This window comes from Haloferax marinisediminis, assembly GCF_009674585.1.
Taxonomy (GTDB): Archaea; Halobacteriota; Halobacteria; order Halobacteriales; family Haloferacaceae; genus Haloferax; species Haloferax marinisediminis.
Genome location: NZ_WKJP01000001.1, coordinates 106,259 through 130,914 on the forward strand (window position 1 = coordinate 106,259; position 24,656 = coordinate 130,914).

General features: G+C 58.6%; 21 protein-coding genes. 14 read left to right on the forward strand and 7 right to left on the reverse strand.

Features of this window, described 5'->3' with window-relative positions:
* The first annotated feature begins 110 nt into the window (after positions 1-110).
* The 4 genes from GJR98_RS00585 to GJR98_RS00600 all read left to right on the forward strand — a co-directional run bounded on the left by GJR98_RS00585 (position 111) and on the right by GJR98_RS00600 (position 5,379).
* Positions 111-1,034: a UbiA family prenyltransferase gene (locus GJR98_RS00585; RefSeq protein ID WP_151134457.1), complete on the forward strand. Its 924-nt coding sequence runs from the start codon at positions 111-113 to the stop codon at positions 1,032-1,034.
* A 122-nt stretch (positions 1,035-1,156) separates the two neighbouring features.
* Positions 1,157-2,911, forward strand: coding sequence for a histidine kinase N-terminal 7TM domain-containing protein (locus tag GJR98_RS00590; RefSeq protein WP_154269756.1), 1,755 nt, complete (start codon positions 1,157-1,159; stop codon positions 2,909-2,911).
* 68 nt (positions 2,912-2,979) lie between these two features.
* Positions 2,980-3,867 (forward strand): halocarboxylic acid dehydrogenase DehI family protein, encoded by an 888-nt coding sequence (locus tag GJR98_RS00595; RefSeq protein ID WP_154269679.1) that lies wholly within the window; start codon positions 2,980-2,982, stop codon positions 3,865-3,867.
* 93 nt (positions 3,868-3,960) lie between these two features.
* Positions 3,961-5,379: a hypothetical protein gene (locus tag GJR98_RS00600; RefSeq protein WP_151134463.1), complete on the forward strand. Its 1,419-nt coding sequence runs from the start codon at positions 3,961-3,963 to the stop codon at positions 5,377-5,379.
* Between the two features lie 36 nt (positions 5,380-5,415).
* Here the strand turns inward: GJR98_RS00600 and GJR98_RS00605 are convergent, their stop codons facing one another.
* Both GJR98_RS00605 and GJR98_RS00610 read right to left on the reverse strand, forming a co-directional pair.
* The gene (locus tag GJR98_RS00605) at positions 5,416-5,916 is read right to left on the reverse strand and encodes a VOC family protein (protein WP_151134466.1); all 501 of its coding nucleotides are present in this window, start codon (positions 5,914-5,916) and stop codon (positions 5,416-5,418) included.
* A 183-nt stretch (positions 5,917-6,099) separates the two neighbouring features.
* A complete protein-coding gene (locus GJR98_RS00610; protein WP_151134468.1) occupies positions 6,100-6,951 on the reverse strand; it encodes a universal stress protein in 852 nt (283 codons plus the stop codon).
* A gap of 398 nt (positions 6,952-7,349) precedes the next feature.
* Between GJR98_RS00610 and GJR98_RS17890 the strand changes: the two genes are divergently transcribed.
* The 6 genes from GJR98_RS17890 (at position 7,350) to GJR98_RS00635 (ending at position 15,592) form a co-directional block, all read left to right on the forward strand.
* Positions 7,350-7,790 (forward strand): hypothetical protein, encoded by a 441-nt coding sequence (locus GJR98_RS17890; RefSeq protein WP_394349856.1) that lies wholly within the window; start codon positions 7,350-7,352, stop codon positions 7,788-7,790.
* A 1,791-nt stretch (positions 7,791-9,581) separates the two neighbouring features.
* Complete coding sequence (locus GJR98_RS00615) at positions 9,582-10,700, forward strand: hypothetical protein (protein ID WP_151134470.1); 1,119 nt, start codon at positions 9,582-9,584, stop codon at positions 10,698-10,700.
* Positions 10,700-11,803, forward strand: coding sequence for a hypothetical protein (locus GJR98_RS00620; protein ID WP_151134472.1), 1,104 nt, complete (start codon positions 10,700-10,702; stop codon positions 11,801-11,803). Before GJR98_RS00615 ends, GJR98_RS00620 begins: the two co-directional genes overlap by 1 nt.
* Complete coding sequence (locus tag GJR98_RS00625; RefSeq protein ID WP_225316344.1) at positions 11,796-13,844, forward strand: VirB4 family type IV secretion system protein; 2,049 nt, start codon at positions 11,796-11,798, stop codon at positions 13,842-13,844. Before GJR98_RS00620 ends, GJR98_RS00625 begins: the two co-directional genes overlap by 8 nt.
* Before the next feature lie 39 nt (positions 13,845-13,883).
* On the forward strand, positions 13,884-15,311 hold the full coding sequence (locus GJR98_RS00630; RefSeq protein ID WP_151134474.1) for a lamin tail domain-containing protein: 1,428 nt from the start codon (positions 13,884-13,886) through the stop codon (positions 15,309-15,311).
* On the forward strand, positions 15,308-15,592 hold the full coding sequence (locus tag GJR98_RS00635; protein ID WP_151134476.1) for a DUF3006 domain-containing protein: 285 nt from the start codon (positions 15,308-15,310) through the stop codon (positions 15,590-15,592). The genes GJR98_RS00630 and GJR98_RS00635 overlap by 4 nt, the downstream gene beginning before the upstream one ends.
* Positions 15,593-15,610: 18 nt before the next feature.
* Here GJR98_RS00635 and GJR98_RS00640 read toward each other — a convergent pair whose 3' ends face one another.
* On the reverse strand, positions 15,611-16,540 hold the full coding sequence (locus tag GJR98_RS00640) for a transcription initiation factor IIB (protein WP_151134478.1): 930 nt from the start codon (positions 16,538-16,540) through the stop codon (positions 15,611-15,613).
* 84 nt (positions 16,541-16,624) lie between these two features.
* The gene (locus GJR98_RS00645; RefSeq protein ID WP_151134480.1) at positions 16,625-16,858 is read right to left on the reverse strand and encodes a hypothetical protein; all 234 of its coding nucleotides are present in this window, start codon (positions 16,856-16,858) and stop codon (positions 16,625-16,627) included.
* A gap of 912 nt (positions 16,859-17,770) precedes the next feature.
* Here GJR98_RS00645 and GJR98_RS00650 point away from each other — a divergent pair.
* Positions 17,771-18,697, forward strand: coding sequence for a hypothetical protein (locus tag GJR98_RS00650; protein ID WP_225316345.1), 927 nt, complete (start codon positions 17,771-17,773; stop codon positions 18,695-18,697).
* A gap of 45 nt (positions 18,698-18,742) precedes the next feature.
* Here GJR98_RS00650 and GJR98_RS00655 read toward each other — a convergent pair whose 3' ends face one another.
* Positions 18,743-19,756 carry an alcohol dehydrogenase catalytic domain-containing protein gene (locus GJR98_RS00655; protein WP_151134482.1) on the reverse strand — a complete coding sequence of 338 codons (1,014 nt, stop codon included), beginning with the start codon at positions 19,754-19,756 and terminating at the stop codon, positions 18,743-18,745.
* Between the two features lie 369 nt (positions 19,757-20,125).
* Here GJR98_RS00655 and GJR98_RS17585 point away from each other — a divergent pair, with 369 nt between their 5' ends.
* The 3 genes from GJR98_RS17585 to GJR98_RS00670 all read left to right on the forward strand — a co-directional run bounded on the left by GJR98_RS17585 (position 20,126) and on the right by GJR98_RS00670 (position 22,478).
* On the forward strand, positions 20,126-20,986 hold the full coding sequence (locus GJR98_RS17585; RefSeq protein ID WP_225316346.1) for a hypothetical protein: 861 nt from the start codon (positions 20,126-20,128) through the stop codon (positions 20,984-20,986).
* Positions 20,983-21,540 carry a hypothetical protein gene (locus tag GJR98_RS00665; protein ID WP_151134484.1) on the forward strand — a complete coding sequence of 186 codons (558 nt, stop codon included), beginning with the start codon at positions 20,983-20,985 and terminating at the stop codon, positions 21,538-21,540. Before GJR98_RS17585 ends, GJR98_RS00665 begins: the two co-directional genes overlap by 4 nt.
* Positions 21,541-21,809: 269 nt before the next feature.
* Positions 21,810-22,478, forward strand: a complete 669-nt coding sequence (locus GJR98_RS00670; RefSeq protein ID WP_151134486.1) for a hypothetical protein — start codon at positions 21,810-21,812, stop codon at positions 22,476-22,478.
* A 32-nt stretch (positions 22,479-22,510) separates the two neighbouring features.
* Here GJR98_RS00670 and GJR98_RS00675 read toward each other — a convergent pair whose 3' ends face one another.
* Both GJR98_RS00675 and GJR98_RS00680 read right to left on the reverse strand, forming a co-directional pair.
* On the reverse strand, positions 22,511-23,776 hold the full coding sequence (locus tag GJR98_RS00675; RefSeq protein WP_151134488.1) for a phage NrS-1 polymerase family protein: 1,266 nt from the start codon (positions 23,774-23,776) through the stop codon (positions 22,511-22,513).
* 186 nt (positions 23,777-23,962) lie between these two features.
* A complete protein-coding gene (locus tag GJR98_RS00680) occupies positions 23,963-24,472 on the reverse strand; it encodes a hypothetical protein (RefSeq protein ID WP_151134490.1) in 510 nt (169 codons plus the stop codon).
* Positions 24,473-24,656 lie beyond the last annotated feature (184 nt).

A 24,656-nucleotide genomic window follows, 5' to 3' on the forward strand; every position in this document is an offset into this window, starting at 1 on the left:
CACGTCACAGTTCTGCAGTCGACAGCCGTAGACTGGGTAACAGTACGAATCCGATAAATTCTCATCGGCCGTGAGAACCATATCGTCTTTCGGTTCACATTGTAGACGCTATGCAACCCACACCAGCACGGGCTCCCAGTGTAAACACTCTCCAAGGCTTCCCAACACAGGTGTACGCCGCTGTCGTTCACAGCTCGTTGTTCCTCGGCCTCGCAACGATTGGAGAGGTGTACGTCGCGTCGTCGCTCGCTGGAGTCGGGGCCAACACCGCCCTCGTCGTCGGACTCCTCGCGACCGTCGGGGTCTACAACCTCGACAAACTCGCAGACCTCGAAACCGACGCCGTGAACTACGCTGAGCGAACGGCGTTCGTTTCGGCGTACCCCCGCGTGTACGCCGCCCTCTCGATTATCGCCGTCGTGGGCGCGGTGGCACTCGCAATCCAGTACGGTGGGCTCTACGGACTCGGGTTGACGCTGTTCCCCGGCGCAATCGCCGCAGTCTACAGTTTCCCCATCATTCCCAGCGAGTCTGTCAAACGCCTCAAAGACGTCTTCCTCGTCAACACAACTGTCGTCTCACTCGCGTGGGCAGTCCCAGTCGCGTTCGTCCCAGTCGCCGTCGCCGTAAATGGGTCCGGACACCTCCCTGGTGCGGCCGTCGCTGCACTCTGGTTCTTCTTTCGCTCTGCGGTCTCAGTCGAAGTTCACAACGTCCGTGACGTCACGGGAGACGCCGAAAACGGGGTCGAGACGCTGCCGACGGCACTCGGTGTCCGGCGAACACAGTACGTGCTGTACACGATGGAGGTGCTTTCGCTGGTTCTCGTCGTCGCCGCTGCGACGCTCGGGTACATCCCGTGGTGGGCACCCTCCGCACTCACGCCCGCCCTCGTCTACTCGACGTGGATTACGTACTCACTCACTGACACGAACTGGTCTGTCGAGCGCCTCTGCACGCTCCGAGATGGAGAGGGTGTCTTGATGACCGTCGGCGTCGCGGTCGTGGTGTTTGGGATGCCGTTCGTCGCCTAACCGACTGGACGATTTGTACCGACACCGGGCAAATTCCGGTACAACATAGTCTTTTGTCACTTGAATAGAAACACCCATTCGTGAACACGAACGAGTGGGCCACGACTGGGCAGGCGCCGGCGCTGGATATCGCGTCAGTCGCCGCTATCACGACCCACCCCATCTCGTTCCTCTCGCTCGCCCTCGCGTTGACGGCGATTGCCGGTGTGGTGAGTCTCGGTGTTGCGGTGTACGCGTGGCGACGCCGCTCGACACCCGGTGCAGTTGCGTTGGCCGTACTCTCGCTCGCCAGCGGGTGGTGGTCTCTCGGCTACCTCGTCGAACTCGTCGCCGAGGACCTCTCGACCAAACTCCTGGTAGCGAACCTCGAGTGGGCCGGCGTTCTCGTCGCACCCGTGGCGTGGTTTATCTTCGCGTCCAACTACTCAGGTCGAGACCGGTACACGTCTATTCCGTCGATTATCGCCGCGTCACTCCTCCCGATGGTCGCGTTCGTCGCCGTGTGGACCAACTCCGCACACCACCTCATGTGGTCTACTGTCACCATCGACCCCGCGAGTCGCGGGTACATTACGATTCTCCAGACCGAGTGGGGGCCGCTGTACTGGGTGATGCTCGGCTACGGTTACTTACTGTGGCTCGCTGGGTCGGCGATTCTCGTCCGGACGGCGTTCGACATGCCGACCATCTACCGATTACAAGCCGGGACACTCGTCGTCGGCGCGCTGATGCCCGTCTTCGGAAACTTCGCGACGACACTCCTCGAACTCGAAGGGGCGTCGTTCGACATGACTCCTGCGTCGTTCACGTTTGCGGGCCTCGCCTGTGCCGTCGCCCTCAGTCGGTACGACCTCCTCGAATCACGACCAGTCCCCCGGTGGATGGCCCGTGACCGCGTGGTCCAGACGATGAACGACGCCATGCTGGTGACGGACACGAAGTGGCGTGTGACCGACCTGAACGAAGCGGCAGAGACCCTGTTCGACACGCCCGCCGCGGAACTCAAAGGGCAACGTGTTGGGTCGCTCGTGCCCGAGTTCTCTCCCTTTCAGGGAGACTGCAGTCCAGTCACGTTCTCACTCGACAGTACCCAGCGGTACTTCGAACTCCTGACCAACGAGTTCACCGACGCACAGGGCCGGACGATTGGCCACGCGGTCATCCTTCGGGACGTCACCGACAGGCGTCACAACCTCCAGCAACTCGAAGTGATGAACCGCGTTTTGCGGCACAATCTCCGGACCGAGGCGAACCTCTTGGAAGGCTATACAGACCTCGTCTTCGACGACCTCGAAGACGGAGATCTCGACTCTGCACGCTCGCACGCCAACGTCGTCCGCACACACGCGACGTCGCTCGTCAACATCAGCGAGAAGGCTCGAAAACTGGGCGAACTCCGCGACTCCAATAACGCGGGTGGCAGCATTCGAAGTACGCCCGTCACTGTCCAGATACGGAGTGCTGCCGACACCATCACAGCAGACTACCCCGCGGCGACCGTTCGGTTCGAGTCGCCGCCCAGCGGCGACGTCGTATGCTCGTCGACGCTCGAATTCGTCGTCACCGAACTCCTCGAAAACGCGGTCGAGCACACACTCTCGGACGAACCAGTCGTCACCGTCTCAGCAACCGTCGAAGACGAAACGCTCGAACTGCACGTCGTCGACGACGGCCCCGGTATCGACCCGAGTGAACTCGCGGCGATCGAAGCCAACGAAGAGACCCCACTCCAACACGGGAGTGGCCTCGGTCTCTGGCTCGTCACGTGGGGTGCCGACCAACTCCACGGCGAGGTTTCCTTCGACCAGCGAGACGAAGGCGGAACCGACGCCGTGCTTCGAATTCCGATTCATCGACGACGGTTAGACGACAGGTAGTCGCAGTGTCAGTCAGCGCTGGTTTCGTCAGAACGCCTTTTACCCCACCCACTGTGCGTACCTGTATCATGACCATCGACGTGAGCAAACAGGTGTACGAATCGGAGGCGACAGGGTGGCAACGAGGACTCTACGACGACCTCAAGACCACGTTTCGGGCACCGGTCGTCAACTGGTTCTTCCGGGCGCTCATGGCGAACCAACCCGAGTTCCTCCGATACGCGTGGGGGCAACTCAAACCGGCGTTCGAGACGCGGTCGTTCGCCCGTTACGAGGTCGAATACCGTGACACGATTCTCGCTGTTCTCGAAGACGACCGAGCGCTCCCGCACTACACTCCGAGTGCCGTCGGCATCTCGCCGGCAGAGTTCCGAGAAGTGCGCGGACAACTCGTCACGCTTGACACTGTCGTCCCCCGACTCGCGTTCGTCTTCGAGGTGCTCGACCGAGCACTCTCCGAAGACCCGGTCGGCGAGTCACCCGCCGAGGACTGGGAGGCGACCGCGCCATTCCCCGAGCTGAACCGCGAGACCGGTCGGTCGGTCACCATGATTCCGTACGAGGACGTCCCCGACTCACTCGCAGCGACGGTGGGGTCCATTCAGGACGTCCACGGGTTCGACTCCGGACTCCCGACCATCTATCGGAGTCTCGCACAGTGGCCGTCACTCCTCGACACGATGTGGGCCGACCTCGAATCGGTCCTCGAATCGACGGCGTTCGAAGCGGCCTGTGTCGCCTCGTGGTCGAACGCCGCAGAACAGGTGTCGTCGCTCCCGTACACGCCGCGTCTCGCGCCGGACGACCTCCGCGACGTTGGGTTGGCAGACGACGACATCTCGGCGCTGCAGGACCTCGCCGAGCAGTTCCGACACGGTCCTGTCGAGACGGTTCTCCCTGCGGTCACGCTCTACGCCGCCACGCTCGGGGCGACCGGGCCGCGACGACTTGGGTGACACGAGCATCGGTGTGTGCTGAAACACCCAAACAGGAGCCACGGCTTATTTGACACATTTATTTAATATCTTACACTGACTATCAGGTTTGTAATGAATAGTCGAGCGGACACCACTGACGTCGCGTCCGAATCATCCCCAACAACGACGCGACGGCGACTACTCGCGGCCAGTGGTAGTCTCGGCGTCGCTGGGCTGAGTGGCTGCCTCGGGCGGGTCGCACGCGCGACGACCAACACCGGGGCGGCCCCAGCACTCTACTACACCGGCGATGCTTCCTCGGAAGACACAGTCACCGATGGTGATGGGACCGCTCGGGTCTACGGAGTTGGACACGCGGATATCCGCCACATTCCATCGACGGTCAGCGGTGGGTCTGGGCTTCTCTCTGCCGAAATCGAACTCGACGGGTGGGCCACGAGCACCTCCACGAAAGCACAGGACTACAACTCCTCTCGGTCGAACAAACCGAGGACCAGACGAGGAGACGACGATTCCGACGACGATGGACTACCGGACGGTAAGGAGGAACTGTACGAGTATCTCGATGGAGAGCCGACTATCGGTGAGCGGTTCACCGTCTCTCTCCCCGACGCACGCCTCCCGGGCAATCGCGGTGCAGTCGCTGACGAACTCACACCACAGCGACTGTTGGATTACTTCACCGGCGAGCCAAACAGCGACCGATGTGCGGAGAACGCGAACAGTCGAGCACTTCTGGTTCACCGGGATATCGCGTGCCGTAATCTCCTCTCTGCGACGCTCGAAGAAGACAAATCGAAGACGCGAAAAGTCGCCGTGTTCACCACCTCCGGTGGGGTCGTCGTCACGGGCGCGACACCCGAAGCCAAGCAAGCTGAACGGATGGTACTCGTCTCGGAAGATGGGACCGCGAGCACACTCGAGACGCTCGATTCGTGGGGGGACGAACGTGTCACCGGTGCTGTTGGCGTGACGCCGACGCTCGTCTGCCCGATGTCTGTGACGCCAGCGGACTGTCCGAGTCCGATGCCTGCGCTGTTCTACGTGCGGCGGATTCGCCACGACGACCAGTACCTCTACACCGGTGGCTGGGTGGTCGACGACGGCGCACTCTACGAAAACACGGCGACCCTGCTGGTCGGCGAAGCCCCCAACGAAGTCATCGGACTCACTCCGTCGGACATCGAGCGCAGTGCGACGGAACTCCGGTCGATTATCAGGAGAAGACGGCGAGGCAGGAGCGCCAAAGACGCGACTGTGCTGTTGAGTAGGTACGACGCAGAGGCAGACACTCTCCCAGATGGCGTACACTCTGTTTGCGGTACAGACGGTGGAGGCTACTGGAGAGTACAGTCCAAGGAAGCGCTTGCCAGCGGAACCGGCGACTGTGACGACACCGACCCCAGCCCCACACCAACGAGTGTCGTGACGGCGCTGGATGCCCCGATACTCCATCTCGTCGAAACGAGTGAGCTCTCGAACGAGGTGAAGTTCAAAGCAGGAGCAGAGCTGTCGAAAGCGGTCAACTGAGCGTTGCACCGTGAAAAAAGGCGGGGTCGATATCTCTCAGGGATACTGTCTGTCAGGCTCAGGAATCGCTTCGAGGTTCGTCGCCGTCTCGAAGATGACACCGTTCATCTGGTCAGCCGTATCAAAGTACCAGTACGGAACCTCGTCGTAGACACCGCTCTGGAGGACGGGCATGCCGTTCTCCTCGAACGTCTCGACCACCGCTTCGGTGTCCTCGAACGCGAAGCACGCGACGTGGTGGAGGCCCTCGCCGTGTTTGTCCAGATGCTCGGTGTAGATGCTCTCTCCCTCCTGCGGTTCGATGAGTTCTATCATCGTGTCGCCCGCGTAGGTGAGCGCCAGCGTCATCGAATAGTCGTGTTCTTCTCCTTTGTAGGTCGTGTCGTGGAGCGTCGGTGAAGCGAACTCGTAGACGTCCCACGGGCCAAGTCCGAGGATAGCTCCAAAACGGTCCATCCCGTCTTCGATGTCTTCGACCACGAACGCTATCTGTGTAATCTCCGGAATCTCGATTCCGAGGTCAGGTACGTCGACCATGAAGGGTAATCGTCCTCGACCACAATATATCAATTCTAAGACATTCTTGACAGTCAGGTATGACGACTCGTTGAACGAACGGGTGGGCGAGTGCCACCACGGGAAGTGCGGGTGATTCGTCTCCCACGGACGAGGACCACCACGTCACTGTTCAGAGACGGAGCGCCGACGACGTCGTGTCTCTCACTCGTCCAGTGGCGCTCGAACCGTCAAGACAGGCACTGGTGACGTTCGGAAGAGTTTCTCTGCGACGTTACCGAGCAGATACCGGTCGATTCCTGTTCTCCCGTGGGTTCCGACGACGACGACGTCGACGTCGTGGTCGTCGATGAACGCGGTGATAGCTCGGTGAACCGAGGTCTCGGATTCGACAGTCCCCGTCACAGAGTCGACACCTGCATCGCGAGCGAGTTCGACCGCGTCGTGGACCACGTCGTGTGCGTTCGAATCGATGAGATTGATTTCGATATCCGCAGTGATGTCAGCGCCGAGCAAACTGGTGTCGACGACCGACAGCACGTGGAGGTCGGCGTCGTCGGTTCTCGCGAGGTCGACGCCTAGGATAAGCGCAGCATCCGCACACTCGCTCCCGTCTGTTGGAACGAGGACGGTTCGGTAGGGAGCAGCCAGTTCGTCGACGCTGTCCGGCCGAACCGTGAGCACGGGAACGTCCGAGAGGCGGAGAACACGGTCTGTCGTACTCCCGAGGAGCAACCGCCGGAGCCCTCGCCGGCCGTGCGTCGGCATGGCGATGAGGCCGATATCGTGTGTGGTAGCGTAGTCGAGAATTTCGAGGTACGGTTCGCCGTTGACGACTGCAGACACCGCGTCGACTCCCGCCTTGTCTGCGCGCTCTACCGCGTCTTCAAGGAGTTCGTCGACGTCGTTTGTTTTCGGACGACGGCGTGGCTCTTCGGGGGAGACGTGGACGATATGGAGGGTTGCGTCGTGTCTACTCGCCAGCTGACAGACGTGGTCGAACACGCGGTCTGCGCCGGCGCTCCAGTCCGTGGGAAACAGAATCGACTGAATCATCGCTACGAATACGCGCCGAGATGACAAATAGTCGCCTCGCGAGCTGTGCAGTCGGCCGCGACATTGGTGTCGGTGAAGCCGTCTTCGACTACGAGTTAGTCGTCAGTGGGCACACCCCTCAGCAGTTGTCTGTACACTCTGCTGGTGGCCACCCAACTTTGTGAGTTTCAAGTTAGAGAATTTTATTCACTAATGCGATAAACCCCAGTGAAATCGCTAATGTGGGTGGTTTCACATACACACACATTATCTAAATTGATAATGCCTCGTTATGTTTATGTCTAGAAATATGGTATGAAGCTCAGTGATTAGCTGGAGTAGTCTATCTGGCTGACACTGCCCTGGTGACTCGTTCACCACAATTGGGCGACTTGTCGTCCACTCACTACCCAACTTACATGACGCATACAAACTCTGCAGTCGTTGGAGGTACAGATCCATCTTCTGTCCCCACCACACCAGCAGCAACTCGCTCGATTACGCACCGAGTCGTCACGCACGGCTTCATCGGACTTGTCGTCCTCAGTTTCATCGCGGTTGAGCCCGCACTTGCCCAAGAGAGTATCGTCTGCGAAGCAGAGCGTCTTCCGACGATGATTTCAGGCTTCTTTCAACTCACGACAGGGATTGGAATTGTCGGCTTAGTCGTCGTTTGGCAAGCGAATTCGCTTACAGAGATGTTTACACTGAGCCCAGACCAGCGAGAAAAGATCAAGCGACAAAAGCGAACCGCGCTTAAATCGACGCTGACGTTAGTTCTGCTTGGTCCGCTCTACACGGTTGCCGGCAGTACAATGGGGCTTCCACTTGCCTCCTGTGTCGACCTCATTCCTGTGTGACCCGCGGGCGTGACTCGCCACACCAACTACGCTGTTGTATTGGTCACTGTATTCTGGGCTGTCTGCGTGATGGCCGGGACAGTTGGAGCAACAGCGCCAGAGAATACGACCCCGACACCACCGCAATCGAACGCCACACTGTGGTCTGACGATGCCGATTCGTGCATGAATACGACAGACTACATGGCCACATACGACGTCGACGCTGTGCCGTCGACTGTTGACCTGCTTTCGACCTGCACGGACGTCGTATATGACAGTCCCCCCACAACTGGACAGGCAAACGCTCACCTCATCAGCGGCATCAAACCGGGTGACAAAACGACGTCCATCGCTCCGCACACGGCGACAGTGAACTCGAGCGGGCGACTTCGCGATGTTCATGCGTCGCTTGTTGCTGTCTCACCATCGACGCTCGTACATCAGACAGAATCGCGTACCGTTCGCTATGCCCGACCCAACGGGACGATATACGGGTTCGTCGACTACCGACTCGATACAAAAACCGTTGAGAAGGAGAACACGACCATTTCGTGGTCTGTTCTCTCTCACGGAGTCGACGCTGTCGAACTCGTCACTGAGAACCGGACTCTCGGTTCGACGACTGGAACACAGACGCCACGATTCGAGTATCAGAATCTTGGTCTGGGTCGGACACAGGTTGTGTTGCACGCGACGGTAACTGCACAACTCAAGAAGACCGTCACTGTCGAGACGAACGAATCCACGGAAACGACGAGCGAAGTGATCTCAGAGCGGATTACAGTCAGCGAGTCGATTCCTGTCCACATCACAGAGCCGGCAGCGAGTGTGGATGTCGTTGCATATCCGGACGGTACAGACGAAGTCCTCCTTTCAACCCCTACTCCGTGGAGTCAATACACTGTTGAGGGGCACCCAGACCTCCAAGTCCAGAATGTCTGGGAGTTCTATACCGCTGGTGACCCAGCCTGGGAGACGCTCGTCTCTCGGACGTCGACAACGACCGACCGAGTCCACACTCGCCACCGACCGCTCGTTGTCCATGCCGTCCCAACGACTGGCCATCCACAGGTCGACGAACAGTGGGGTTCACTCTCGATTCAGGACGTTTCTGGACAGTGGGTTGACTCGGCCCCCACTGTCGATTCAAACGTCACTGTCTCTCCAACGGCGTATCAGCGACCAGTACGCCTTCGCCTCCGCCATCCGTCGACCTCGGCAGTTCGACTGACTGGTATCGTTTCTGGAGGGGAGACGACGATCAAACTCCCGCAAACTCCGCCCGTCGCACAGCAGCCTGCACTGTCGATTAGGGTTGTGTCGCAATCGACGACCGAGGCGACGTTGCGTGTCACGCTTCGTAACAACATGACCGGGACACCGCTTGCTGTTGGGCCGACCACATCGAATCACAGTGCGGGCGTACTCACAGTGGGGGAGCAGCCTGTCGCCCTCAATTCATCCGGGAGTGCGACCGTTGTTGTGACGACCCCTGGCGTCTACACAGCTGTCTTCGAGCCAACACCGTGGGTGCCTGGTCAACAAGCGTACACATCAGCCGACGCAACGGTTGCATGGCACCCACTCATCTCGACACCTGGACTCACAGCAGTGGGGTGGGACATTTTCCAGCTTGCAATTCCGATCGGACTCGTCCTTTTTGCAGGGCGGCACCTCGGCGCATTCCTCTCATGAGTATGAACTTCAATCACAGACCACCAGATCCACAGTCGGCACGACTAACGCACAGCTTCAGACCTCGATGCGAGCCTCACCCCGCCAGACGAGTTGCAGGGTCTCGGAGGTACGATGGCTGAACTCTCACTTGCAGAGCTTGGGAGTGAATGGTTCAACGATATCCTTACTGCAGTCACCGGGTGGCTCCAACAGGGCATCGCTGAGGGGTACAACCAACTGACGCAAGCAGCATTCGGAACACCAACCCCTGAGACGGGAAGTGTCCTGGGTGTTGGGACCCCCGTCAACGAACCGTGGGTCTCACTTCACGACACACTCGTGGCAGGCGAAACCACATTCCTTGCACTGTTGATTCTGGTCATCGCTGTCCAAGCGCGGAATACCATCCGCGTGTTCAATATCGGAAATCCACTGACCGCACGAGCAACCTCACAATCTGCATGGATTGGCGGTGCATTCATCGTTCTGTGGTACTGGATTGCAGCGGCCTCGCTCACCCTTGTTGATGGCCTCACCATTCTCCTATTGCCACCAGTCGAGAGCGTGGGAACACTTGTCGCTGATCTGCTCATCGTGACGATTACAAACCCCATTCTTGCCTTTGGATTGGGTCTCGTCGGTGCAGTCGCCATGTGGGTCTTACAGGCGTTGTTCATTGTTCGTGACCTGCTTATCTTCGGCTTCGTCTACGCCATGCCGTTTGGCCTCGCAATCGCGTATTCGAACATTCCCGTCGTCTCTCGCCTTGCAGCCTCGCTGTGTCGTCGCTTCATCCCACTGCTCGTGTTTCCGCTTCCGGTTGCACTGCTGTTTGGGGCGTACGACCTCGTCCTCACATCCGCGCTCGACGTTGGGCTACTCCCTGTCTCTGCATTTGCACGCTACCTCGTTGGAGTCTCGCTCCCTGTGATTTCGGTGTACGTCGTCTGGCGACTCTTCACCGATGTCGCACCGAAGACGACTCGTGTTGTCCGCCGGACCGCTGGCACCGCTGCAACCGTTGGAACGGTCGTCGGTGCCGGTGTCGTCGGTGGGCCAGCAAGCGCGACGACTGTCGCGAAGGTCGGTGCTCGTGCCGCAGCGATCCGCGGTGTCGAACACCGGATTGGAGATTCCAGTCAGGGCTCACCACAGTCCAGCACTCGCAATGATAACATCGCCTCCGATGCCCACGGCCAACGCGGCATCCCCTCGTACCGCCGAACTGAGAACGATCCTGGATATTACTGATGTCAAACGATACACCTGCAGAACGACGACTCATGAAGACACTCGGTGAAGAGGCTCGGATTCCCATCCTCAACATCGACGAAGGAGACCTGTACCCCATTATTGGCTTTCCAATCGCAGGGGTGTTCATTGCGGGATTGGTCGGCATCGACTCACTGTTGTGGCCACTCGGTCTCGGTGGGCTCGTCAGTGGCCTGTTGACCGTCTACGCAACGCCCTCACATCGAACGACGACTGAGTGGCTGTCCGACCTCAGTCGCCATTATTTCGCCCGGCCATCGACAACGAATGCATACTCTTCAGATGTGAGTGCCGCTGGGAACGATTCGGCGTCACATGTCGGCGACTACAGTCCGTTCACACCAGATGAACGAACGCAAGACCTCACCCACGTCGAACACGCGTGGCCCGGTGCGGGAGCGCTCGAACGCACTGATGGCACGATGGTCGGCATGGTCGAGCTCATCCCGTCGAATATGGATTTTGCGATGTCGGGCGATTGGGCACAACGACAGGCCATTGCCGAAACGTTCGCGAATAACGAACTTGACTTCCCACTCTCACTCCACGCGACGACGAAACCGTTCCCAGTCGACCGACTCGTCGAGCGTATCGATGAGCGACTCACTGACGAAGATGTCCAGCAAAACCCTGCGTTCGAGAGACTACTGGCTGAATATCGAGAGGCACGTCCGAAGGAGATGGCTGGAACCCAGGAGATTCGGTACTACCTCGGTGTCGAAGTCTCTCCGTTCGAAGTCTATCACGACTCTACCGACGAGCAGACGCCACTCGAACGACTGACGAAGATTCCATTCCTCGGCCTCGTTATCACACCGTTCGTCACGCGGCGTGAGCGACTTACCGAGGGTGAAGTTCGCGCTCGATTGTTCGATGCGGTCGAAGCGCGCTGTCGGACCCTCGAAACAGAGTTCATCGGAAAACAACATGGCTGGGCCGCTCGTCGGCTCCCAACGACTGAGCAGTTCCTGCTCTCGGTCGAATTCTGGAATGGCTCGGGCCACGAGTATGGGGCTCCAAATGAGAGTGTTCGGTCAGGTCCAGTACTTCGACAGAGCACACGAGAGGAACGAGATGCATAATCTCTCCGCGTTACAGGTGGGTGAAGGGTTCACGCCAGTGCCACTCACCGAGGTGGTGTTCGCGATTGCACTTGGGTTCCTCGCTGGTGTCATCGTTGTTAGTGTCTGGGCACGAAGAAGCAGCTCTCCCGAGTCATTCGACCCAACCGCAGTACTCGATCCATCCACGCTGGAAGCCGCATCCAACGAGATGTCCATCCTCGAAGCGGCCGACTCACTCCACGCTGATACTGTCGCACCGGCCGCGATTGAGTGGGACACTCGCGCCGCTCGTGTTGGTGAGCAATGGACGACGACGCTCTACCTCGCGTCATATCCAGACTATCCCAAAGACGGCTATCTGAACGAGCTGTTCAACCTCACCGATATCGAGTTCGACTGCACGATCCGACTTCATCCCAAGAACCAGACGCGTGCTCGTGATGAGCTCCAAACGCTCGCAGACAACTTGCAGGTTGATGCGAAGCTCGAGCAGACCGTTCGTGGGTCGTATCTCCAAACGCGCGCTGATGAAGCAACTGCGACGTACACTGCAGTCGAGGAAGGTCAGCATGTCTTCTCTCAAGCGATGTTTCTGACGGTTCGTGCGGAGACACGCGACGAGCTCCGTGAAGCTGTTCGAACGGTCAAACGACGACTCCGAGACCATCCTGCGAATCTCACACCGAAGACGGCAATTTGCGCGCAGGACCGCGGCCTCCAAGCAGCATCACCCCTCGGACCAAACCCGTTCGACGAGGACGTAGTTGCCCTCGGTGGCGCTGTGGGTGCATTGTTGGCGTCGCCACACAACCCAACGATTCTCGAACCAGATGGTGTTGAAGTCGGGATTCATCGACACAACGATAGCCCAGTGGTGGTCGACGCATTCGCTCGTGAGAACGGCTACGCGATGTTCACCGTCGGTGACCCTGGCTCTGGGAAGTCTTTCGGTGCGAAGCAGAACTTCATCCGATCGATTTCGAATTCGAACGACCGGATTGGGATCATTCTTGAACCACTCAATAACTGGACTGGCGTTGCCGAGGCACTCAACGGCCACCGGATTACTGTTGGTGGGAGTATGGGGCTGAACCCACTCGAAATCAAACCGATGCCAGCGCGCGTCCAACAGACACTCGGCGATGACGCGAGTCCGTTCAATGAGAAGATAGACAGCGTTCTGAGCTTCCTCACCAATTTCTTCTCACTTCGGGGAATCCACCTTGGCGACCGTCGAACCACACTCGAACTCGCGATTAGCGAGGCCTATCGTCGGAACGGAATTACTGATGACATCGCCACCCACAGCAACGAGAGTCCGACGATGCGGGATGTCCTCGACGTACTGACTGCACTGTCTGAAACGCCTGAGGAATTCGTCGTCCGGACATCTGTCGAAACCGAGAAGCTCGAAGCCGATGCTGCCTGGCTCATCGACCAGCTTCGCCCCTTCGCTGAAGGAGGCCGATACGAGAATCTCGGTCGGCAGACCGACTTCGAGATCCGCGACGAGAACGTCATCTATCTCGACCTCGGCCAGCAGGAAGGAACCGTCGGTGGGAGTACGAGTCTGCTTATGCAGTTGCTCATCTCTGTTGTCTACGAACGAGCGAAAGAGACCGACAAAGAGGTTGTCTTCGTCATCGACGAGGCTCGCTACATCATGCAAGACACAGAGAGCCTGTCGTTCCTCGAGACGGTGTTCCGCCATCATCGGCATCACGACCTCTCGGTTCGACTCGTTACCCAGACCGTCGACGAGTTCTTCCAGCACCCTGAATCAGAAGCGATTCTTGACCAGTGTGCTATCAAGCAGTTCCACCGTCTCGACGGCATGGACGAACAGTGGGCGAATGAGTTCGGACTGAACCACGCCCAGATGCGGTTCGTTCAAGATGCCGTTCCTGGGTCCGACCGACTCGGCTACTCACAGGCACTCGTCGGCCTCGATGGCGACTGGCGCGGTATCGAAGTGCGAGCGATGCCGTACGAGAAGGAGGTCATCGACTTCGACCCGAGTGATAGCAATCGTACACAGAACTCACTCATGACTAACTGAGCAAATAGAGGTAACTCCCTCGCAGTCTACTACTCAGATATGACTGCGTCTCTCCGGACGGTTGTTGTTGTCGTCCTCGTCCTTTTCGCGGGTTGTACCGGTGGTGGGTCGCTCGATGTGGGCGAGTCACCTGGTCAACCAACGACTGCAACAGAGGCAACAGCAGCGCAGACCACGACTGCGGCCGCATCTCCTAACGGAACGCTCGAGGTCCACTTCATTAACGTCGGGCAATCGGTCAGTACGCTCCTCGTCGCACCGAATGGTGAGACGATGCTCATCGACTCTGGTGATTTCCGTGACGATGGTGAGCACGTCCTCGCGTATCTCCAGGCCCACGATATCCAGCGGTTGGACTACTTGGTGACCTCGCACGCTGACGCAGACCACATCGGTGGAAACGCAGCCATCATCGAGTATTACGAGACACAGGCGAATGGTGTGGGTGCAATCTACGACCCCGGTATCGCATCCACCTCACAGACCTACGCTGCATACCTCGATGCCGTCGAAGAACACGACGTCCCACTGTACCGAACACAAGCCGGTGACCAGATTTCGATGGGGCTGGTGACGGCAACAGTGCTGTCTCCGCCTGAAGGCTACCTTGCGAGTGAAGACAGAAACGAGAACAGCATTGTTCTGATGACGCAGTTCGGGTCGACACGGTTCTTATTCACAGGTGATGCCGAACACGAAGCTGAAGAGTACCTTATCGACACGTACGGTTCGAATCTGCAAGCGACGGTTTTGAAGACCGGCCACCACGGCTCGAAAGGGAGTACAAGCGAGGAGTTCCTTCAGGCTGTCCAGCCCAAGGTCGCGGTTGTTTCGAGCGACTACGACTCACAGTACGGCCACCCGAATGAGGAGACGCTCGAACGATTGGATGCACAGTCAATACCGACGTACTGGACCGCAACACACGGTACGATTGTCTTTGCGAGTAACGGCGATCAAGTGAGAATCAGCACGCAGCAAGCGGCACCGACGCGCCCAATAGAACTCCGTGACGGAACTGCAATTGAACCTGGGACGGAGCCTGACGTGACTGTTCGAACCGAAATCACGGCGGGTGGGAGTCTGACGACTCTCACGCCGGTTGCGACTGATGGTGGAACAGACACGACGGACGCTTCGCTTGCTGTTGTGGAAGTCCATGCAGATGCAGCTGGGTCCGATACTGAGAATCTGAACGACGAGTACATTGTCTTCAAGAATACCGGAAGCGAATCACTCGACCTCTCGGGATGGACAATCTCCGATGCATCTGGTCGGACGTACACCGTCCCTGATGGCACGACACTGGCTGCGGGCGCAACCATCACACTTCACACCGGGTCTGGAGCCGACACGTCGACTGATCTCTACTGGGGCTCAGGTTCTGCTGTCTGGAACAATGATGGCGATACTATCACCGTACTGAATAATACCGGTGCAACCGTACTTGAGGAGACGTACGCATGATTCCAGACGGGACCTACACCGCGACAGTCGACCGCTTCGAAGACGACCTGGCAGTCTTACTCGTCGAAGAAGACGGCCGCGATATCGACCAGCTCGTTGTCGACCGCGACGACTTGCCGTGGCGTGCAAGAAAACAAAATTCAGTCCTCACAGTCACCGTCTCAGATGGGGAGTACAAGAACGGGACGTACAAGCCAGACGAGACAGAAGAACGAACCGAAGCCGCTCAGTCACGGTTTGACCGACTCTCGCGTCGGCCACCACAAGACGACGAGTCGTAATCTCGGCGCTGCCGTCACTCACACCCGCTCAGTGAGTTCGTAATACCTCGCTCTGAGTGTTGGGACCGTTACGTCTGCCGTTGTCGCGAACTCCGCTTGGGTCTGCTTCCCGCCGTGTTGTTTTGTCGCGAGATACAGACAAGCCGCTGCCACACCCATGGGATTTCGTCCGTTCGTAATCCCATCGTCGTCAGCGAGTTCTGCGAGTTCGTACGCACGTGCTTGGATCGCAGATGAGACGCCGCAGTCCGATGCAAGCCGTGGAACGGCCGTCCGTGCAGTCACAATCTGTGCGTCGATTCCCAGTTCGCTGTTGAGGACACGATACCCCGTTCGAACCTGGATGACGGTGCACCGAGCGACGTTTGCAATTTCCGCTTGTCGGCGCGGGAGCCCACGCGCCCGGCACGTCGCATACAGACTTCCTGCAGCCATCATCTCGAGCGAACGTCCGCGAATGAGGTCCTGCTGTTGTGCCCGGCGGTACGTCTGACTCGCCTCTTCGACGACACTGTACGGGAGGTCGAGGGCACTTCCCATCCGTGCGATTTCTTGGAGGGCAGTCGCGAGGTTCCGCTCTGCTTTCGACCCAAACCGCGCACGGCGATGTTCACGGCGAAGTCGGTGAAGTTGTCGCTGCTTTTCTGACGACACCCGCTGGCCGTTCGCATCACGATTGTAGCCGATTTCTGCAGAGACGCCGCGGTCGTGACGAGTGGGAGTGAGTCGGCCTCCAGTTCGTCGTGTTGGAACTGGGTCGTCATCGAACACGCGTGGGCCGTGGGTGTGGTCGATGTAGTAGTGGTCGACGATGAGCCCACAGGCTTCGCAACTGGTTTCGCCGCCGTCCGTTGCGAGCCTCCCGTCGCACTCCGGGCAGTCAGTGGCATCAATTGATTTCCCGCACGATTCGTCGAACGTTCGTTCGTAGATTTCTCTCAGTGACATGCGTTCTGTGTGGCGCGCTACTGCAACGCCCCGCACCCTTGTGGGGCGAACAAAACTGCGGTCGGCTGGTTGTCTGAAGGGTCGTTAGTTGTTGGTCGGCCTGCTCGCTATGCACACCGCGTCGAACGCATCCTTGGACGCGTGTTCCTGACGGCACTCCGTACACCGCCAGAATCGACGACGGTCATGGTCGAACGCTGCAAGGTCTGCGAGTGAGTCAGTAGTCGACGCTCGCCACTCGGTGACGACGACGAGTTCGTGACCCAGTTCAGTCCGCTCGACGATACTCCCGACCCGTTGGGTTGTGTCTGTACTCATTCGGAATCAGCGAGGCACTGCCGCCCCGCACCCGTTCAGGGGGGCGATAAAATCTCTCGTGGGACACTCTATGACCGAATTCGGAGTCTCGTATCCCGATCGCACGTCGCAAATCGCCCATTCGGTTGAGGGAGGAGACGCGTCCGAATTTCGAAGATGACACGTCGAATGTGCTTGCACTCAACACCACGTTTCCGATGGTCTGGACACGAACACGTGCCCGCATGGACGTCAACTTTGTACGTCTTCCCGCTTGACGAAGCAGCCCTGTAAACGGGGCCGACATCACCGAACCGAACGTCCATCTCTTCGGTGAGTGCTTTCCACGTCCGTGATTCGTCGATGGAGTAGCCGCCATCGCTCAATAGTGTCTGACCGTCGGTGACCGGACACGATTCACGGAACTCTGATTTTTTGGTCCGCTCTTGGCCACACTTTCGGCACCGCCAGAATCGCGTACGGTAGCCATTGAGGTCAGAAAGTTCGATATCGTAGTCGGTCGGTTCGCTGCCTGGCACCCATTCAGTGATGCGGACAAGGTCGTGACCGGTGTTCAGGGCTATGGGTAACCGCTGTCGTTCGTCGTCGGTTGAGACAGTCATAAGGTTCTTTCAGGGGGTCACTCGTGTGCGCCCCCGCACCCTTGTGGGGGTGATAAAATTGTCACCTCGTAGAAGAGCCACCTGAGCAACCTGTCCAGGTCGTCTCAGTAACACTTGACATCGAGAACCGGTAGCTCTTCTGAGCAGATGTTACGACTGGTATCTCTGATTTCCGTCGACCCCCCGGCCATCCACTGATGCATCGCGAACAGCGTCTCGATTACCAGCAGATTCGTACTCAAACCGCAACGCACCAGCGCCTGATGCACGCATCAACTCGGCACTCCCCTACACGACGCGCCTCCCACCGATGGTCGCGTACGATCCTGAAGCACATGCGGTCGTGTGCGACGAGTGTTCGACGCGATATGACCCTGCGCTCCCAGGTATCCGAAATGCCATCGAGTGCTGTCACAGTCTCGATGCTGTCGACCGCGACGATATCCCAATCTCGTATCTCCCGCTCAAACTCTCGGCAGTCGAACGCGGGAGTAGTGCGTTCACCGACGCACAGCTCCGCTTCCTTCAAGCAGTCTACTCAGCACACCAGCGCCGGTTCGACCCCGAGTTCGAGTACGACCTCATGTACGACAGTATGGTTCGCCTCCAGGAGTACACGGGCGTTTCACCCAAGGAGGTTCGCGAGCTCATCGATGGCGAGTCGCTCGCCCTCGACTGTACGTACCCACACAAACTCTACACTGTGACGCCGAAGGGGCGCCGTGCGATTGCGGTCCGCCATCGCGAGGGAGTCGCCCATGGCCATGGCCGTGGTGATATGAGTGAGTCGAGTCTGCACGTCGTTATGGTGGAACTCGGTCGACGGTATCTCGAACAAGCGTTTGTTGAGAATGACGAGTCAACAGCCGTCGAGGCCGTCTCCTACTTCGAACCCGACGACTCCCGTTCGCGTCTCGATGCCGTCTGTCTAGACGAGAATGGAAACATCGTCGTCACGCTCGAAGCCGAGCGAGCGAATCACGATATTCTGACGGGGGTGCCCGAAGACTACGATAAGATGGCTGCGTGCGACCCCGAAGCCGCTGTGTGGGTCGTCAAGAACCGGAGTGACGCACACGAAGTCCTTCGTGCATTGAACGAACCGAACGAAGGCCCGCCGCGCGTAGAGAAGACGTATAGTACGAACTCACCCCCATCGACGTTCCAGATTTCCCAGCCTGGGTTTACGGAGATGCACACGCTGCAGGAACTCAGGGATTCGACGCTAAGTGAGTGAGCGAGACGAGTCCTGAAACCACGTGAGCGTGATTCACAGCACCCGTTAGGGAGTAATCACAAGTTTGCCGACGCTCTCGCGGTTCTGCATGGCAGCGAAGGCGTCACCAGTCTGCTCCAGTAGGTAGGTGTCGTCGATGATGGGCGTCAACGCCCCCTCGGCAACCAGTTCGACGAGCGTCTCGAGGTCCGTCTGCGTGCCCATCGTACTCCCGATGACTCGTTTGTGTCCGAGAAACAGGTCTGCGATGTCGATATCAGAGAACTGCCCGGCAGTACGGCCACAGACGACCATCCGCCCACCGCGTCGAAGGACGTCGAGTCCGAGTCCGGTGTACGCACCACCGAGGTGGTTCAACACTGCATCCGGGGTTCCGATGGCCTGGACTGACTCACGGAGGTCGTCCGGGTCCGTGCCCTGGATTGCGTGAGCAAGGCCGATGCCTTCCAGCTGGTCGAGTTTGTCGCGGGATGATGATGTCCCGATTGTTCGGGCACCGAATATGCTCGCGAGTTGGACGCCAGCGACACCCACGCCACCAGTTGCACCCGGAATGAATACGAGGTCGGTTGGCCCAACGCGAGCCCGGCGAAGCATCTGATACGCAGTCATGTACGCCGTCGGAAGTGCGGCAGCCTGTGTCATCTCGACGCTATCAGGAAGGGTGACAAGACGGGCTGCCTCAACACAGGCAGCCTCTGCAAGGCCACCGTGATACAGTGAGTACGATTCACAAAGATTCTCGGGACCCTCGCGACAGAATCGACAGACTCCACAGGTCTCGTTCGGGCAGAGGACCACACGGTCGCCCGGGGTGACTGACGTGACGTCGTCACCGACCGCACGGACCTCTCCAGCGAGGTCCAGCCCGCTCACGAACGGCAGGTTATCTGCGGTGACCATCGCAGAGTCACCCTCGAGAATCCACAGATCGTGCCGATTGATCGAGGCCGCTTCGACATCGACAACCGCCTCGGTCGGTCCGGGTTCGGGGGTTGGTTGCTCGATAAGCGAGACTCCGTCAGGGCCGATGAGGTCGGTGAAGGCTGCGGCACGCATCGGGCTGGTATTCGGGAACCACGGCAATATGAGTAGTGACGGCCTCACGAAACCGGGGAGGACTGAAAGGGGCTGCGGCGAGCACGAAGACGGCCGACGCAAGGACCACAGGCCGCAGGCCGAGGACCGCAGCGAGGCCCTCGAGTGGTCGTCGCGGGGGCTTTCAGAGGGGCGTCTGACTATCGCTGTCCCTACTGAGACACCAACTATCTGCGAATCCACATAGCAATTTTATGCATTGTCTGAGTTGACTAGGATATGAAAGGAGACGAAGAGCCACCCGATTGGAAGTGTCTTGACCCGTGGTGGAGCGCGTTCACAGCGTCGGGTCCTGTTGCAAATGTCTCCATTCCAGCACGAGTGGTCGGCATGGATCACCTCGCCGACCTTTGGGACGAACTCGACTCATGGTGGGACACCTACTCCGAGACTGGGACTGAAACAGCAGTCCAACTCGCTGAGCACCTCCGCCAGTCCAATCGAGACTGGACCACTGCTGCCGCGCCGTTCGACACCGACCCGTTAGCTGTGGATCTCACACGAGACCGGATACGTCGAGGGCCGCTGCAGCCGAGTACCGAAGTCGGGTGGTCGCGGTGGCTTGCGCAGGTGTTGCGCCCGTCTGCAGCCCTCAGTACTGAACTGTTTGACCGTCCAGAGGGGCAGCCCCCACAAGAGGTCATCTTAGAAGACACGCTACCGAAATCAGATGGGTCGTCCAGGAGACCGGACATCCTCCTCTTGTATGACGACTGTGGCGTCTCAATCGAGGTGAAGCTCGATGATGAGAACTACCAAAAGACAGCTGAGACAGCGGCACTCGTCGAAGCGTATTACGACGACCTCGAGTGGTCGCACTATCTCCTCCTCCCGAAGCGAAAGATGAGTCGTCTCGACGCCATCGTCGAACCGTTACTCACCGAGTTGCCTGATGGTCGAACCGAGATTGCGTGGGACGACCCAGGCCCAGTCACTGTGTTACACTGGCGTGATGTTACCACCGCGATTCGAACGCTCCTGTATCATGCTGACATCGTCGACGACCACTGGGGGGCCAACGCGTATCTGTTCTGTGCGGTCGCTGAGCAACAACTCTTGAAGTTCCAATCGCAACCGGTGATTGAACAGCTGGCAGCCCCTGCGACCGTCGTCAACACAGCCCGTCCGATTCGGATTGCACACACACTCGGCGAACAACTAACATATCTCCGTGAGAGGGTGTTTCCATGACAGACGAATTCCTCACGAAGGGGCTCGAAGAAGATCGCTATGTGAAGGCACTCCAGCTGGTCGACCAATTCGAGAGTGAAATCGAGGCGCTACTGTTTGAGTTCGATCAGCGGATGGTCGACCAACACCCCGACCTATTTGACTCGAGTACTGACCCGAACGTGAAGTCGCAACGAAGTTCTTCTGCGCTCGCAATCCACCGACTCAATCACTCGATGAAGGGGCCTCTGGCGCCGACTGAGGGGAAGGCGTACACAATGAACGTCCATCTGTACTGGATGCCCCCGACCGAGTACGGTCGGACTGATATCGACGGCGCACTCCGTGCGTTTGGGTACAAGATCAAGCATGCTGACCGGAGCATCGATACCCGAGTTGCTGAACAGACGCGGGCCGGTGACTGGTCCGTTGAGATGTCCGGAAACCCGTATGACAAAAATACGGTCTTTTATCGACACGTCAGCTCGGCTGCGGAGATCGAGGAGACTGCTGACATCCTCGTTCGTCACTTCTCTGAATTCGGTGATGAATATGCGATGTCTCCAGATGCGTAACCGACGGTGACGCTGAGGGTGGGTTTCACCGTCCACTGTCAGTCATTTGGTGAGCATTCCGGTCACGCTTGATCACGCCGACCCTCGAGTGGTCGTCGCGGGGGCTTTCGACAACCTCGGTCCTTGTCCCTCATTCAGGACCATGGATGAGAGAACGCAGACGGCCCTTCCCCGAATCCTCCAGAACAACTCACCATCAGTCTCACGTGAATGACTGTCAAGCTAACAACGAATAAACATTAATTTTGTTACACGTTGTGTGGATAGATATGAAACTCGACCCAGTAATCGCCCAGCCTCCACGGAGTTTGCACCGCGCCGCACTCAGGGAGGAAGCAGAACGCGCGGTGGGAACACGAGCGGATGTCGGGGTCGAAGAAGAGGAAGAAGAAGTTGAGAGAGAACTGGATGTCCTCGTCGATGAACACCGCCGAGAGTTGGACGCTGTCGGCGAACGGATGGAGTTCCCTGAAGACATGGCTGGCGTGAGTGACGCACTGTACCAACTGAAAAACACCATCCCCACAGACGTGCTCATCCTCTGGGCAGCGGTTGAAGGGGCTGTCCGCCTGTACGGCCTCCCGTTCGAGGTGTACGTCGTGCTGGTCGCGTTCATTACGCTCGCGATGCCAGTGTACGTCTATCGAGCTATCAAGAAACCAGCGTCTCCGACGCTCGAAACCCCAGATGGCCAGTGGTGGGATAACGCCAATTTCCAGTGGCAGAGCGTTCTCTCCGCAGGCGCGTTCCTTGTCTGGGTGTACTACCTTGGTGGACCGTTCGCGATGGCTGGCCTCCAAGACCCAGGTATCGCGGCCGTCCTCGTCATCATCTATCCCGTAGTGATCGTCACCTCACAGTTCTACGGGAGTTACGTCATCTACCAACTCGAAAAGATCCGCAAGCCCGGAACTGAGCGGCCACAGGATACCGTTTGAACGCGTTGTGAAAATGCGTGTCTCATGGTGCATCAGTCCCGTCTGAACCACCGAACTAACCACCACCCATCATCGTCTGTGTCGTCTGCCGCTGCGACCTGCGCTTCTAATTCACGTCGCCGTTCGCGTTCGGCTTCCAACTCCGCTTGTAGTCGCTCGTTCTCTTCGAGCACTGATTCGAGGTGTGTCTGAAGGTCGTTGAGTCGCTCCAGGTGCGCAGTCTCGCGAGCGCGTGCCGCTCGGCCCACGTCCGCCGCTGACGCCTCTTTCTTCGTCCCATCTATCGCAGCATCGTCGTCACGCTCTCTCGTTCGCTTTCGAGAGCCACCTTTCCGCGTCGTCGATCGCCGGACTGCACTGGAAAATCCAGACGGGTCGTAGTATTCGGTCGTCCCTGCGATTGCTCTCTCGATTGTCTTCTCGCCGTAGGTCGACCCATCTGCGTAGTGCACCTCGTCCCATTTCTCTCGGTACAGTCTTGAGTCGCGTACCAGGCGATCCATCTGCTGTGCGTCGCCCCCGGTCCAGAACGCCAGGATCGAACTCAGTGCCATGTCAGCCTCTGAGTGACTGTCGTATGCGCCCGCGTCGCCTTTCCACAGGCGGCTGAATTTCAGGCCGTTGGCCGCGTTCGACGCTCGTTTGACTATGTCTTCGTCTGTGAGGCCGTTGCCTGTGAGTGTGGCGTCTTGACCGCCTGTCTCCGGTTCGACAACCCCGACTGTCGTCTTGGATGGTCCGCTGTTCGATGCTGTGTCTGGTGTCTCGAAGTACGCTGCGTGCAGCGCGGTGAGTTCGGCTGTCCGGTCTTCGATGTCGTTCGATGGGCCGTCAACCCGCTCGCCTGTCACGGTGAAGAAGCGCGCCTGGTCGTACAGTTCGAGGTTTCCTGTTCGGTTGCCGTCTGGGGGGAGGTCTCCGTTGATGATGATGTGATACCCCGTTCCCGAGGGGCTCACTTCCGTGTACGAGTCCATCCGGTCGATGATCATCTGCGACCATTCTTCGGTCTCGCCCGTCTCGCTGTCGCGACACTTGTCCAGGTCGATTCCCACGTACGGGTCGTCGTCGGTGAACACGAATCCCACGCCGTCTGCGTTCCCCGCTTCGGCGTATGCTAGTGCCTCGTCGAACGTTGTCCACGTCTTCGCGTCTGTCGCCGACGCGTACCCCCCGGTCACGTCCTGTGGAACCTTCGTTTCAGCTCCAGTTCTCGTCTGTTTGCGCCACCCTACCCACTGGGCTCGTTCACAGAGGTCATCTGGGAGTGCGTCGCGCGTGGGGAGTGGTGGTGTCATTGCTTGTGTGAGTGTCTCGGTGGAGGTCTAGTAGGTGTTTCGCGCCCGTACACCCTGCTCGATTTTGGCTGGTTTTCTACACCCTTTTGGGTATTTACCCCCTTCCGTCTCACCCGCTACACCCCCCGTCTTCAGGGGTGTACACCCACGCCATTTTCCCGCAAGGGTGTACTCGTCCTGGACGCGTCATGGGTGTACGACCACACCCTCGATGTCGGCGGCTGCCCTGTACTCGCGCTCGGCGATTCCCTTGTTTCTGGACTCGAGCGCCCTCATTGCCGGGTTTCTCACGTTGACGACCGCTGTGTCTCTGTCGTCGTCTGCCCTGGTTTTCCGGTTTCTGACGCCCGTCTCACACCCCTCAAACCCGGTACACCCTATCGTTAGTGGGGTGTATCGCCTGTTTTGGATGTGGCGTGTTGCCTGGTTTTTCGCTTCTTTGGTGCCCGCTTCCCCCTCGCTCGTCGCCCCGGTTCTCCCTTCTCGATTGCTGCCCACACCCCACTTTCTCTCGACGCTTACGCCCTGTGTCCCAGGTTCGTCTCGACTGGAAGGGCAGGGGTGTTTCGATGCATACGACTCGCCGTTTTTTTCGATGGCGCCTGGGTGTGGCTGAGCGATGGCAACCAAGGGTGTTGTTGCGGGGAATAGGAAGGGTGTACTCCAGTGGAACCAAAGGTAGGTTGTGAAACCCATATCGAGTCCAAGAACGAGCAGGCGAGACCACCATCGTCGTCGCAACCCCACGAACCCAGACAGACCTGACAATCGTCGTTCGGCCAGTGTGATGGCGCGGATGCGGAGGACCCACGAAATCGTTTTCCACCCTCTTTTGACAATTGTTAACGTCCCACACATCGAATGACTACCTAGTGCTCGA

What these genes read in the sequence shown, in the direction of transcription:
- GJR98_RS00585 (WP_151134457.1), top strand. Translation starts at nt 111, where the DNA reads ATGCAACCCACACCAGCACGGGCTCCCAGTGTAAACACTCTCCAAGGC.
- GJR98_RS00595 (WP_154269679.1), top strand. Translation starts at nt 2,980, where the DNA reads ATGACCATCGACGTGAGCAAACAGGTGTACGAATCGGAGGCGACAGGG.
- GJR98_RS00600 (WP_151134463.1), top strand. Translation starts at nt 3,961, where the DNA reads ATGAATAGTCGAGCGGACACCACTGACGTCGCGTCCGAATCATCCCCA.
- GJR98_RS00605 (WP_151134466.1), bottom strand. Translation starts at nt 5,916, where the DNA reads ATGGTCGACGTACCTGACCTCGGAATCGAGATTCCGGAGATTACACAG.
- GJR98_RS00610 (WP_151134468.1), bottom strand. Translation starts at nt 6,951, where the DNA reads ATGATTCAGTCGATTCTGTTTCCCACGGACTGGAGCGCCGGCGCAGAC.
- GJR98_RS17890 (WP_394349856.1), top strand. Translation starts at nt 7,350, where the DNA reads ATGACGCATACAAACTCTGCAGTCGTTGGAGGTACAGATCCATCTTCT.
- GJR98_RS00615 (WP_151134470.1), top strand. Translation starts at nt 9,582, where the DNA reads ATGGCTGAACTCTCACTTGCAGAGCTTGGGAGTGAATGGTTCAACGAT.
- GJR98_RS00620 (WP_151134472.1), top strand. Translation starts at nt 10,700, where the DNA reads ATGTCAAACGATACACCTGCAGAACGACGACTCATGAAGACACTCGGT.
- GJR98_RS00625 (WP_225316344.1), top strand. Translation starts at nt 11,796, where the DNA reads ATGCATAATCTCTCCGCGTTACAGGTGGGTGAAGGGTTCACGCCAGTG.
- GJR98_RS00630 (WP_151134474.1), top strand. Translation starts at nt 13,884, where the DNA reads ATGACTGCGTCTCTCCGGACGGTTGTTGTTGTCGTCCTCGTCCTTTTC.
- GJR98_RS00635 (WP_151134476.1), top strand. Translation starts at nt 15,308, where the DNA reads ATGATTCCAGACGGGACCTACACCGCGACAGTCGACCGCTTCGAAGAC.
- GJR98_RS00640 (WP_151134478.1), bottom strand. Translation starts at nt 16,540, where the DNA reads ATGTCACTGAGAGAAATCTACGAACGAACGTTCGACGAATCGTGCGGG.
- GJR98_RS00645 (WP_151134480.1), bottom strand. Translation starts at nt 16,858, where the DNA reads ATGAGTACAGACACAACCCAACGGGTCGGGAGTATCGTCGAGCGGACT.
- GJR98_RS00650 (WP_225316345.1), top strand. Translation starts at nt 17,771, where the DNA reads ATGGTCGCGTACGATCCTGAAGCACATGCGGTCGTGTGCGACGAGTGT.
- GJR98_RS00655 (WP_151134482.1), bottom strand. Translation starts at nt 19,756, where the DNA reads ATGCGTGCCGCAGCCTTCACCGACCTCATCGGCCCTGACGGAGTCTCG.
- GJR98_RS17585 (WP_225316346.1), top strand. Translation starts at nt 20,126, where the DNA reads ATGGATCACCTCGCCGACCTTTGGGACGAACTCGACTCATGGTGGGAC.
- GJR98_RS00665 (WP_151134484.1), top strand. Translation starts at nt 20,983, where the DNA reads ATGACAGACGAATTCCTCACGAAGGGGCTCGAAGAAGATCGCTATGTG.
- GJR98_RS00670 (WP_151134486.1), top strand. Translation starts at nt 21,810, where the DNA reads ATGAAACTCGACCCAGTAATCGCCCAGCCTCCACGGAGTTTGCACCGC.
- GJR98_RS00675 (WP_151134488.1), bottom strand. Translation starts at nt 23,776, where the DNA reads ATGACACCACCACTCCCCACGCGCGACGCACTCCCAGATGACCTCTGT.
- GJR98_RS00680 (WP_151134490.1), bottom strand. Translation starts at nt 24,472, where the DNA reads ATGGGTTTCACAACCTACCTTTGGTTCCACTGGAGTACACCCTTCCTA.